The organism is Oscillibacter sp. (genome assembly GCF_031978065.1).
In the GTDB taxonomy this organism is placed as follows: Bacteria; Bacillota; Clostridia; order Oscillospirales; family Oscillospiraceae; genus Oscillibacter.
Window position 1 is genome coordinate 1 of the sequence record NZ_DALZCH010000099.1, and the last position, 11,770, is coordinate 11,770.

Genomic DNA, 11,770 nt, shown 5'->3' on the forward strand with positions numbered 1-11,770 from the left:
GTATGAGATTTACTGGGCAAAAAAGAACGCCAAGCGCACCCCTGTTGCCGGGCGTGTACGCTTGGCGCTTTTCATGTTTGCTACTATGATAGAATCCCGCGATAGATTCTCCATATCCGCCCTCACTCAGAGCTTAAAAAATTCGCAAAAAAGTTCCGTCATCCTGCCATTTGCAGAAACGACTGTACATTGTTTTCCAGAAACCGTATCGCTTAGGCAGGGCTTCCCAACCTGCTCCGCTCCGTGCCATTCATAGCCTGCATTCTGCTGCATTTGCAGAGAGCGATTTTCGGCTCGTTTTTAAAAGCGGCATCAGATACCCCGTTGGGGGAAATGGCCTCTCAAAGGCTTGGGACCAGCGTTAAAAGTTTTCCTGTGCGTAACGGGCCAATTCCTCTCGAAAGTCAGGGTGTGCAATGGAAATCATGGCGTCCGCCCGCTCTTTTAAAGAAAGACCCGACAGCTTGGCCACGCCGTACTCGGTCGCCACGTATTGGATCATGCTGCGCGGTGCGGAGACCACGCTTCCGCCGGAAATAAAGGGAACAATGCTGGACTTGAGCGTCCCATCCTTCTTCTTGTGTGCAGCGGCCAGACAGATAAACCCTTTTCCGCCCTCGGAGCGAAATGCCCCTTCCAAAAAATCAAGCTGGCCGCCCGTGCCGGAAAGCTGGCGGCTGCCTGCCGACTCCGCGTTCTCCTGACCCATCAGGTCCAGCTCCACGCCGCCGTTGATGCTGATAAAATTCTTCATTCTGCACATCCGTTCCGGAGCATGGACAACATCCACATCGCCCGGGGAAAAAAGATGAGGCTCCTGCTCCAGCCAGTCGTATAGCTCCTGAGAGCCCATGGCCAGATTCCATGTGGAGCGCCCGGTGTCAAGCTCCTTTCGGATATTGGTGAGCTTCCCGGCCTTGTGAAGGGTCAGAAACGCGTCGCTGATGGTGCCAGTATGACAGCCCAAATCCTTTAAATCAGAATCCGCCAGCATCTTGGCCACGGTAAAGGGAACGCCGCCTACGCCAAGAGACAGCACCGCGCCGCTGGGAATTTCCACAACCACATGCTTTGCAATCTGCACATCAATAGAAGATGGTTCCCGATAGGTGCGCAGAGGCAGCGGCTCGTGCGCACCCTCCACGATATAATCCGCCTCCGACAGATGAACCCTGTGGGACCCGTTCACGCCCTGAAGTCTTGGCAAATGCTCGTTGATTTCAAAGACCACCGTTCTGGCGTTTTCAAAGATAGTGCGCCAAGCGTAGTTGGAAATTCCCAGACCGCAGAAGCCCTTGTCGTCCGGCCGGGAAACGGGAACAAAGGCTGCGTCCACCCGGATATGACGGCGGTAAAGCTCCGGAAGCTGGCGCAGAATCATGGGTATAAAGCGGCACAGGCCCCGGCTTTGGAGCTTGCGCTCGTAGTCTCCGATGTGCCAACTGTAATAGGTGAAAGCGGACTGCTCGGGATCCTGCTCAACCACCTCAATGCGGGGGCGGATCACCAGACCGCCCCGAATTTTTACATTCCGCAGTTCGGACTTCCGTGCCGCTAGCGCCCTGTCCATCAGCTCGGGAAAGCCTGCGCCGAACCCATAGTCCACCCAGTCTCCCGACTGCACCGCCCGGGCGGCAGCCTCTTCCGGGCTTACAAATTTACTCTTGTAATCTTCCATCATCGTTTTCGCTCCCATATGCAGAAATTTACTTTAAACAGGTTTAGTAACGTCCTATGGATTCTCGCGTTGTACCTGTTCTGGGCGGTTCCACCGTACAGGGTTTGGAATATATGTGCCACAGGATCGTACCGTCCATTCAAGGCCCTTACGGAAACGTCCGGCTTTAATAAGCCGGACGTTTCCTGATGTGAAGGCAAGGGCGGCATTCACAAGAAATCCCGCCCTGCACGGACAAGACTCAGTCGGCCCAAATTTCCTCGTCGGTAGGGACATACATGGTGGGAACCTTGTAGGAAATGCGGCTGATATTCATCAGGTGATAGAACCACAGGTTTTCGCTGATGGCATTGTTGCCCCAAGTGCCGCAGCCCAGCGTGGTGGTGGGATTCAGACCATTGTCCATGGCGCCGCCCAAGGCTGTGCCTCCCACCTGATTCACCGCGTAGCGGGAGACGTTGATGATCTCGGGGACAGCCTCAATATGCGCGTCGGTGTTGGAGTGAATCACCACGCTGTGGCCGATGCCCTCCATTTCCAAGTTGGCGCGGGCTATTTCCATGCACTCCTCCCAGGTGTCGTACAGGAACAGCGCCATGACGGGAAACAGCTTTTCCTTTGCCAGAACGTCGTCGTGAGCAACCCCCTTGGTGCAGCTCAAAATGACCTTGGCGTCGGCAGGCACGCCCTCCAGCCCGGCCATTTCGGCCATTTTCTGAACGCTGGCCCCGGGCCAGTCCTTGTTCAACATTCCGCCAGGGAAGCAACTGTTGCGCAGCTTCTCAGCGTCCACCTCGTTGTCAATGTAGTAAGCGCCGTTGGCCTTCATGGCGGCAATCATCTCGTCGGCCTTCTCCCGGGGGCAAATCAGGTTTTGCTCACAGGTGCACAGCACGCCATTGTCAAAGATGCGGCCGGTAATGGCCATCTTGGAAACCTCGTTGAGGTCCACATCGCTATCCACTAGCACCTGCACGTTGCCCTGCCCCACGCCGTAAGCGGGCCTGCCGGAGGAATACGCCGCCTTAACCATGCCGGGGCCGCCGGTGCAGATGCAAAGGTCCACCACCGACATCAATCCCGCAGACAGATCCATGGTGGGCTCGGGGATAATCTGAATCAGATTCTTGGGCATTCCAAGCTTGTCCAGCTCCCCGATCATCAGCTCCGTTGTTCTCACGCCCACTTTTCTGGCCCGGGGATGGGGGCAAATGATAATGGCGTTTCCGCACTTAAGACTGCACATGGAATTGTGCATCAGCGTGATGACGGGATTGGTGGTGGGCGCAATGCAACCGATGACGCCGATGGGCTTGGCCACCTTCATAATGCCGGTTTCCGCGTCCCGCTCAATGATGCCGCGGCTCTTTTTGTCTTTCATGCGCCACCAGACGCTCTTAGACTTGTTGCGGCACTTACCGATTTTGCTTTCATAGTTGCCCATGCGGGTTTCATCCACAGCCATGTGGGCAAGCTCCACGGCATTGTCATAAATGACCTTGCCGATGGCTTTCACAGCCTTGTCCACCACTTCCTGAGGATACTTCTCAAACTCCTTCTGCGCTGTGCGGGCGGCAGCAACCAGAGACTTCAGATACTCCTGTGTGTCCATTTTACAATAACCTCCAAAATAATTCCAGTAATTTTTTATCAGCCCTTCAGCGCAGCGGAAATAGACTCGTCAATAATCTTAAAGGCGGCGTCCAGCGTGACCTCGCCCACGTTCAGAGGGGGAATCAGGCGGATATTGTTCTTGTCGGCACCGCAACTCAGCAGCAGCAGATCACGCTTCAGCGCCTCGGTAATCACGGCGGAGCACAGAGTTCCATTGGGCGCATTGTCCTCGGGGTTCACAAATTCCATGGCGTTCATCAGGCCCATGCCGCGGACGTCGCCAATGACGCTGTATTTCTTTTGCAGGTCATGCATCCTTGTGCGGACAATTCCGCCCATCTTTCGGCAGTTTTCCAGAACGCCGCCTTCGAACAGCTCTTCCATCACAGCCAGAGCGGCGGCGCAGGAGACGGGGTTTCCCCCGAAGGTTCCGCCGTGAGCGCCCTTGCCCCACTTGTCCATGATTTCGCTTTTGCCGAATACAGCACTCAGGGGCAGGCCGCCGCCGATGGCCTTGGCAGAGGTGAAAATGTCGGGCTCGATGCCCAGCGTCTGCCATGCATACAGATCGCCGGTGCGGCCAAAGCCGGACTGAATCTCGTCAAAAATCAGGAGAATCCCGTGCTTGTCGCACAGCTCGCGGACATACTTCAGCCACTCCACGGGAGGAACGACATAGCCGCCCTCGCCCTGAATGGGTTCCATGATAATGGCCGCCACCATGGAGGGGTCCACAATTTTCTTGAACATGTCGTCAAACTGGGTAAAATATTCCTTGGGGCACTTGCCGTCCTTCATTTGATAGGGCGTGCGGAACAGGTAAGGATACTCGGCAAAATACACGCTGGGCATCAGAGGCTCGTAATTTTTCCGGTAAGCGGCGTTGGAGGTGGTGATGGTGGCGGTGGCCATGGTGCGGCCGTGGAACGCATTCTTCATGGAGATGATGACCGGGCGCTGCGTGGCATATTTCGCCAGCTTCATGGCGCCTTCGTTGGCCTCGGCGCCGGAGTTGGAAAAATATAGCTTGTACGTTCCGCCGGTCTTCTCAATCAGCTTTTCCGCCAGCGTGGTATAGGGCTCGTAATACAGGATGTTGTGTCCTGCGTGGATGAGTGAATGCAACTGCTTTTCAGCGGCGGCAACCACCTTGGGGTGGCAGTGGCCCAGCGCGTTGGTGGCGATTCCGGAGGCAAAGTCCAGAATCTTGCGGCCATCTTCTGTATACAGATAGCAACCCTCGCCTTTTACCACGCAGGGGGTCAATTTGTCATGCATGGCCATGGGGGGCATCAAGGATTGGGCTCTCTCGTGTTGTGTCATAATAGAATTTTCCTTTCTAATTTTTCAAGTGTCACAAGACAGTTTGACTGCTTTGACGATCTACCAGCTTTCTTTCATTGTAAGCAACGGCCGGTTGGATTGATTGTAAAAAATGAAGCTTCCCCTATCATTGTCTTTCTTGTTTCTGTTTCGTTTTTTCGTCTTCGGTGCGCTGAACGTACCTGCCCGTTTTTCTTGCTCCCCATCCTTTGGGAGAGCGGCGCGGGGGCCTGATGGCGGCCGGGTCTTTATACAATCATACCCGCCTTGGTTCTGCACACCTGATCCACAAAAAACTTTGGCGTCAGGGAGGTATACTGTTTAAAATCCCGGATAAAGTGGGCCTGGTCGTAATAACCCAAATCGATGATGACATCCATGAGATTGGTAGAGTCCAAATGAGTGATTGCGGTTTGCGCGCGGATGATGTCGGAATATTTTTTCATCGATACGCCGAAGCAATATTTAAAGATGCTGTTGATATACTGCTGGCTGTATCCCAGCGACTGAATCATATCGGATACCCGCGGGGAGCCGGGCGTTCCTACAATCAGCTTGACCGCGCTGCTGGCAATCCTGTTGACAGGAGCAACCTCCTGTTCACCGAAAAAACGGTTTGAGAGTTCAATCATTTCAAAAAAGCAGGTAAGCTTGCCAAGACTGCGCTCAAAAGAGGATATGTCCAAAAATCTGGACAGTGGTACCCGACACCCCACCAACTCCGTAATCTTCTTCTGCAAAAATTTAAACTGAACGCCGGGGTGCAGCTTCATTCCAAAGCAGCGCTGATACGTGCTGATGTTCGACTTTTTTCCCTGAAGAAAGCTTCCGCAGACATACCCGCGGCACTCGCTGTTTTCCCAGGTAAATTGAATGTCCACACATCCGTCCGGAATGGCCACAATATCATCCTGATGGGGGTTTTCAATCAGATAGAACTTTTCAAATATTGGGTCGCCCAACAGCGCTTCCCGATATTTAATTCGGTGGTTGTTGATATAAAAGGTCTTAAAGTTCATACCTCATCCCCCAGCATGGGAATTGCCTCTCCCCCTTCCGGAATAATCAACAGAAAAGGGTCTTCAAACTTTGCCAACGCCTGTTCAAGCGCCTGCTGCAAGGCAGCCTGCGGACGATGGGCCATCCGTCCCCGTTCACACTGCTCCGCCGTCAGCCCATCGCTGACCAGCGTCACATGGGCATGACGGACCACCCGCCCCATGCTAACCCCGACAGCCATAGCCAGCAGGTCCTCCCCCGTCTCGCCGGACTGGATGCGCTTTCGCAGCGCGTCCTTCCCGTCCTCCATGGCCATATAGTCAAGCATCTGCGGATGGGGGCCAACGCCCTCTTTGCATTCCGCCAGCAAAAGAAATTCGCCGCCCGTGCGAAGCACGCTTATGGGACCGTATGTGGCCTTGCCGCACTGCCAAAAATCCATATGGATCGGATAGGCTGACGAGAGCACCACATCGGGCCGCTGTCCCACCGGAACGCCATATAGTTTCTGGGCGGAGGACACGGCCTTGCGATGGGCCTGAATATAGTGTCCCGCAGAAACGGAATACACGGCTGCGTCTTCACACAATACGGTATTGATAATGTAATGCAGCCCGATATTTTGAGTCCACTTCTCCACAGCCAGACGGACCGGGCACTCCACCAACCCCAGCAGAATTTCATCCCGCAGACCCTGCATTACATGAAATTCGGATACGATGTCCGCCGATGTAATACCCGGATAGAGAATCTTGGCTCCGCCGCTCCAGCCCATGCAGCCATGAGGCACAACGCTGCCGATTCCAATGCGGAAATCAGCCTCCATTGCGGCTTTGAATACGCGAATCGGGGTCCCCAGTGCGCTGACGCCCACTTGCGTCAGCAGCGCTGGGTTTTCAAACTCGCTGTTGAATACCCGGTAATTCTGGCACACGTCCCGTCCCAGCTTGGCTGTCATCTCTTCCGCAGTCATGGGGCGGTGGCTGCCCAGTGCCATGATGATAAAGATGTCCTCCCGACGGACGCCGGCGCCCTCAAGCCGGGGAAGAAGCTCTTTTAAAATGAGGGCCACCGGCGTCAGGCGGGTATTGTCGTCGCTGATGATGCAAATTTTTTGTAAGGGCTGCACCATATCCTCGATTCGGGGCGCTCCTGCCGGGTGATTTAAAGCCTCCTGTATGAGAACCTCGGGATCGGCGGCTTGCTCCGCTGGATTAAGACGGGCATACTGGAAACGAATATGGTCCGGAATTTTGACCGTATAGCGGTTCTCTCCGCAGCGCAGCGTTACTTCTCTCTCTTTCACCGACCGATTCACCACCCTAACTTTTAATTTTTCTAATTCCCTAAAAACATCAGCGTACGAATTGAGTTACCAGTCCCACCACAATATCTAAAATCAGAAAAGCCCAAGCCCAATCAAGATGTATCTTTTTGTTTAGAAGACGGCACCGCACAATCCGGCATCAGCGAATTGTGCGGTGCCGCTTCAAATTAAAAAATGCGATACAGCTAAACTTATGATATAAAGGCGCCTGTTACAGCAGCCAGACCAACAGCATAGAAATCGGTTCAATAAAGGCAATCAGCAGAAGGCAGACCAGCATGGCCCCGATAAATGGAATTGCTGCCTTGGAAACGACCTCAATTTTTAGCTTGGCGACGGCGGAGGCGACAAACAGGTTCACGCCGTAAGGGGGAGTCACAAATCCGATGGCCAACGCCACGGTCATCATAATGCCGAAATGGACGGGGCTCATTCCGATTCCTGTGATAATAGGCAGGAACACAGGAGTGAGAATCAGGCAGGAGGAAATGTTGTCCACAAAGCAGCCCACCACCAGAAGAATTGCAATAATCAGCAAAATCAAGGCCCATTTGGAGGAAATAGCGCCCAGCAAAACACCGGCAACCTTGCTGGGAATCTGCTCCATGGCCAGATAAGCGGCAAAGGACATGGAGAAGCCCAAAGCCAGACCGGTAAAGCCGTTCATATCGGCAGTGGAGCGGTAAGACTCCAGCACGATCTTCCAGGTAAGCTCATGGTAGACGAATTTACCCACGATTAAAGAGTAGACCGTGGCCACCACGGCGGCCTCGGTGGGCGTGAAAATGCCGCCGTAAATGCCGCCCAGAATAATAACAGGGGCCATCAGCGCAGGCAAAGAGTCTAAAAAGGTCTTCAAAAAGCTTGCTTTCCCGCTCGGACTGTGCTCGGAGCCTTTGTAGCCTTGCTTTTTGGAGATAATATAACACACAATCATCAGGGCAATTCCAATCAAAATACCGGGGATAAAACCGGCTTTAAACAGGTCGCCCACGGAAGTGCCGGAGGCAACACCATAAATTACGAAGGGAATCGAGGGAGGGATAATCACGCCGATGGTGCCGGCGGTTGCGGTCAGGCCGGTGGAAAAGCCCTTGTCATAGCCCCGCTTTTCCATCTCGGGAAGCATGATGGAGCCCATGGCAGTGACGGTTGCCGGGCCGGAGCCAGAGATCGCTGCAAAGAACATGCAGCCAATGATGGTCGCCATACCCAGTCCGCCGGTAAATTTCCCCACCGCCGCGTCTGCCATGTTGACGATTCGCCGGGCGATTCCGCCCAGAGCCATCAGGTTGCCAGCCAGCATAAAGAAAGGAATGGCGATCAGCGTAAAGGAATCCAGACCGGTAAAGGCTTTTTGGGCCACCATAATGGGTCCAATATTACTGGTTAAAACAAGGGTCAGCGAGGTGGCCACGCCCAGAGATACGCCAATGGGCACGCTCAGCATGACCAGCACAAAAAACACGCCAAACAGCAATGCGATATTCATTCAGCGGAGCCTCCTTCCGATTTGCGCAAATACTTAATTGTATGCTCAATCAGGCGGATGCTCATCAGGACCATACCCACAGGAATGGACATGTAGCAGATATACATGGGGATACGAAGGGCGGAGGACTTCTGGCCGAAAGAGGCAATGGCATGGACCGCGCTCACGCCCTGTATCATAACAAAGATTGCAAATCCGACCCAGACAATTACAACAAATACTTCCAGCACCTTCTGGGCCTTTTCGGGCAGCCGGTCCTTTAGCATGGTGATCCGCAGGTGGCTTCCGTTCCGGGCGGCATAGCTGACGCCCACCCAGGTTTGCCACACATAGAGATAACGGACCACTTCCTCGGACCAGCTCAGAGAATTACGAAAAACATAGCGCATGATAACCTGAAAAAAAATCAAACCTGTGCTGATAATCAGTGAAGGGATTAGGAAGAATTCCTCCAAGTGGTCCCAGACCTTTAGAAGTGTCTCTTTCATTTTTAAATGCTCCCATCTCATTCGGCCGACTAACTGCTCTTAGAGTCCGCCGCCGTACTCGGTTCAACACAAGAGGGGCAGAGGATGCCGAAAAGCATCCTCTGCCCCCCGCATGACGATCAATTTGGATTAGGCTGATTATTTGTCACGAATGGCAACGGCCATATCATAAATTTCAGGGTCCATCAGACTCTTGATGCCGTCCTGCTCCCACACACTCTTGGCGGCCTCGCGGAAACGGTTTGTTTCGTCCTCGGAAAGCGTGTTGAACTGAACGCCCGCATCAGCCATGGTCTTTGCTAGCTTTTCTTCCATTTCGGTGTTCAGGCGGCGCTGATTCTCCATGGCATACTTGGCGCCGGCGTCCACAATCTTTTGCAGATCCTCGGGCAGGCTTTGCCAGAACGCCTCGGAAAGGACCATGCCATTTGCGGCATAGATATGGCCGGTGTAGGTGTAGTACTTCTGTACTTCATACAGCTTGGCGGTGTAGGTCAGAACAACACCATTGTCCTGACCTTCCACGGCGCCCTGCTGCAGACCGGTATACAGCTCGCTGAACGCCATGGGAGTGGGGTTGCAGCCAAGAGCGGTATAAGTAGCAATGTTCACGGGAGACTCCATCACGCGGATTTTCATACCCTTGATGTCCTCCAGCGTGTTGATGGGACGAACGCTGTTGGAGATATTGCGGAAGGCATTTTCGCCGTAAGCAAGCAGGCGCATGCCAATATTGGGAAGATTTTCGGCAAGCTTTGCGCCAAACTCACCGTCCAGCTGGGCATAGGCGTCTTCCTTACCGCTGAACAGGAAGGGCAGGTCGCACACAGCGTAGTTGGGCTCGAAATTGGCCAGCGTGGACATGGGACCGAAAGAGCACTGGACGGTGTTCAACTGCAAAGCCTCATACAGCTCGCGGTCTCCGCCCAAGACGGAGTTGTTCTGGACCTCAACCTGGATACGACCGCCGGATTGTTCTTCCACATAAGGCTTGAAGTATTCCAGCAAAGAAACACCGGAAGCGGAGTCATCTTGGACGGTAGAACCCACAATCATTTTAAACGCAGGGGCATCGCCGCCCTGGGAAACGGAACTTTGGCTTCCGGAACCGCCGCTACTGGTTCCTCCGCCGCCGCAGGCCGCCAGGCTTAGCATCATTGCACAGGTCAGGAGCGTCGCAAAGATCTTCTTCATGTTTCGTCAATCCTCCTCAATATCTTCTTTGGCTTCAGTCCCCCCTCTAATCTGCATAAGCTGCGCTGAAAACAAGCTGATATGGCCCGGACGGGCAGTGTCATCCGATACGCCCTGGCCAGTCGGCATTCCCTCGCTTACACAGCGGAAACGGGGCCTTTTGAAAATCAGATAAACCGTTTGGAGGGTGCCTCCCGTTTCAGCTTATCCGAATCTTCACATATCAAAATGCGCGCTTGCTTTTGGCTGTTCTATTCATTCTCACTGTAGTGTACTGTGCTCTGTATACAAAGAATGCGTAATACCAATACCTTTAAAATTCCATGGTAAATCGCACCTTACTTTTAACACACGACACATTCTTTTGTCAATAGTCTATTGCGTTTTTCTAATTTTTTATTTAATTTAACTAAATTGACTCCCCGAATTTTTCTCTCAATTTTTTGTCTTTCGTTACGTCTTCCTCTGCTGTCTTGATGTTGAACTCTTTTTAAGCTTATATTGCCTCTCTGCAAAAGACATTCTGAAATTTGCATCAAGCCTTCTATGTGCCTTTGCTTTTTTGTTATCAGGTATATTGCGGAAAAAATTTTTGGTTATATAGCAGTAAAAGACGTGCTCTTCTATAAAGAGACTGCTAAATACAACTAAAATTCAAAATTATTTTACATAAAATTGTTGATAGTGCTTACTTGAAAATTGGGAAATTCTTTAGCCTCTGGGTTGACAAAGCGAACTGCCATACGCTACAATGAAGTCGTTCATTCTCTGTATACAAAGTGCAAAGTAACAAAACCAATGCGCCATGGTAGTGTCATACTTCAAATCTATTTAATACTTTATGAGATTAGGAGGCACTTCTACCATGCAGAATTACCCGTTTTACAAGGAAACACTTGCCTTGACCAAGGAACTTGTTGCGATCCCCAGCCTGAACAACTCTATCGGTGAGCGTGTTGTTGCCCAGTATATGGCCGATTGGCTGCGCAAGCTGCCCTACTTCCGGGAGCATCCTGACCAGATCGTGATTCAGCCCCTGAAAAATGACCCGTACGGACGGATCAATGTGGTGGCCATTGCCTTTGGAACCAGAAGTAGAAGCAAAAAGACGATCATTCTCCACGGTCATCACGACACGGTTGGTATCGATGATTTTGGCTCTATCAAGGAGTTTGCGTTTGACTGTGACGCGCTGCCCGAAAAAATCAAAGCAATTACCACCGATCCTGATGTTCAGGCGGATATTGAGTCCGGCGAGTGGATGTTTGGCCGCGGCGCTTCGGATATGAAGTGCGGCGATGCGGTCAACATGGCCCTGATGCGCTACTTTACAGAAAATCCGGACAAATTTGACGGCAACCTGATTTTCATGACCAACCCCGTGGAGGAAAATCAGCACACCGGCATTATTGAGTCTCTGGACGTTCTGGAGGAGCTGAAGGTCAAATACGGTCTGGACTATGCAATGGCCCTGAACACCGATTTTATCTCGCCTGCCTACCCCGGCGACACCAGCCATTACTTCCATGCCGGCGCTGTGGGGAAGATTCTTCCCTGCTTCTATATTATCGGGAAGCCCACCCACTCCGGGCAGGGCTTTGATGGATTCAGCGCTTCTATGGTTGCCGCTGAGATTGTCCGCAATATGGACATGC

Annotated in this window: 10 protein-coding genes; 1 reads left to right on the forward strand and 9 read right to left on the reverse strand. The window is 52.6% G+C overall.

Annotated elements, in window-relative coordinates; translation table 11 throughout:
* Positions 1–133: 133 nt before the first annotated feature.
* The 9 genes from RTK01_RS16885 to RTK01_RS13120 all read right to left on the reverse strand — a co-directional run bounded on the left by RTK01_RS16885 (position 134) and on the right by RTK01_RS13120 (position 10,115).
* Complete coding sequence (locus RTK01_RS16885) at positions 134–250, reverse strand: transposase (protein WP_397352875.1); 117 nt, start codon at positions 248–250, stop codon at positions 134–136.
* Between the two features lie 111 nt (positions 251–361).
* Positions 362–1,681 (reverse strand): acetyl-CoA hydrolase/transferase C-terminal domain-containing protein, encoded by a 1,320-nt coding sequence (locus tag RTK01_RS13085; RefSeq protein ID WP_312281406.1) that lies wholly within the window; start codon positions 1,679–1,681, stop codon positions 362–364.
* 238 nt (positions 1,682–1,919) lie between these two features.
* Positions 1,920–3,290, reverse strand: a complete 1,371-nt coding sequence (locus RTK01_RS13090) for an aldehyde dehydrogenase family protein (protein WP_312281407.1) — start codon at positions 3,288–3,290, stop codon at positions 1,920–1,922.
* A 38-nt stretch (positions 3,291–3,328) separates the two neighbouring features.
* Positions 3,329–4,615 carry an aminotransferase class III-fold pyridoxal phosphate-dependent enzyme gene (locus RTK01_RS13095; protein WP_312281408.1) on the reverse strand — a complete coding sequence of 429 codons (1,287 nt, stop codon included), beginning with the start codon at positions 4,613–4,615 and terminating at the stop codon, positions 3,329–3,331.
* A 248-nt stretch (positions 4,616–4,863) separates the two neighbouring features.
* A complete protein-coding gene (locus RTK01_RS13100) occupies positions 4,864–5,634 on the reverse strand; it encodes an AraC family transcriptional regulator (RefSeq protein WP_312281409.1) in 771 nt (256 codons plus the stop codon).
* Positions 5,631–6,920 (reverse strand): nickel-dependent lactate racemase, encoded by a 1,290-nt coding sequence (larA, locus tag RTK01_RS13105; protein ID WP_312281410.1) that lies wholly within the window; start codon positions 6,918–6,920, stop codon positions 5,631–5,633. The genes RTK01_RS13100 and larA overlap by 4 nt, the downstream gene beginning before the upstream one ends.
* Positions 6,921–7,152: 232 nt before the next feature.
* A complete protein-coding gene (locus RTK01_RS13110; protein WP_312281411.1) occupies positions 7,153–8,433 on the reverse strand; it encodes a TRAP transporter large permease in 1,281 nt (426 codons plus the stop codon).
* Positions 8,430–8,921, reverse strand: a complete 492-nt coding sequence (locus RTK01_RS13115) for a TRAP transporter small permease (protein WP_312281412.1) — start codon at positions 8,919–8,921, stop codon at positions 8,430–8,432. The genes RTK01_RS13110 and RTK01_RS13115 overlap by 4 nt, the downstream gene beginning before the upstream one ends.
* A 138-nt stretch (positions 8,922–9,059) precedes the next feature.
* A complete protein-coding gene (locus RTK01_RS13120; RefSeq protein ID WP_312281413.1) occupies positions 9,060–10,115 on the reverse strand; it encodes a TRAP transporter substrate-binding protein in 1,056 nt (351 codons plus the stop codon).
* Positions 10,116–10,980: 865 nt separating this feature from the next.
* Here RTK01_RS13120 and RTK01_RS13125 point away from each other — a divergent pair.
* Positions 10,981–11,770, forward strand: a 790-nt coding sequence (locus RTK01_RS13125; RefSeq protein ID WP_312281414.1) for a M20/M25/M40 family metallo-hydrolase, incomplete at its 3' end; no start/stop codon positions are given.

Bases quoted from the DNA above. Each gene is read 5' to 3' on its own strand.
- RTK01_RS16885 (WP_397352875.1), bottom strand. From the start codon at position 250: ATGGCACGGAGCGGAGCAGGTTGGGAAGCCCTGCCTAAGCGATACGGT.
- RTK01_RS13085 (WP_312281406.1), bottom strand. From the start codon at position 1,681: ATGATGGAAGATTACAAGAGTAAATTTGTAAGCCCGGAAGAGGCTGCC.
- RTK01_RS13090 (WP_312281407.1), bottom strand. From the start codon at position 3,290: ATGGACACACAGGAGTATCTGAAGTCTCTGGTTGCTGCCGCCCGCACA.
- RTK01_RS13095 (WP_312281408.1), bottom strand. From the start codon at position 4,615: ATGACACAACACGAGAGAGCCCAATCCTTGATGCCCCCCATGGCCATG.
- RTK01_RS13100 (WP_312281409.1), bottom strand. From the start codon at position 5,634: ATGAACTTTAAGACCTTTTATATCAACAACCACCGAATTAAATATCGG.
- RTK01_RS13110 (WP_312281411.1), bottom strand. From the start codon at position 8,433: ATGAATATCGCATTGCTGTTTGGCGTGTTTTTTGTGCTGGTCATGCTG.
- RTK01_RS13115 (WP_312281412.1), bottom strand. From the start codon at position 8,921: ATGAAAGAGACACTTCTAAAGGTCTGGGACCACTTGGAGGAATTCTTC.
- RTK01_RS13120 (WP_312281413.1), bottom strand. From the start codon at position 10,115: ATGAAGAAGATCTTTGCGACGCTCCTGACCTGTGCAATGATGCTAAGC.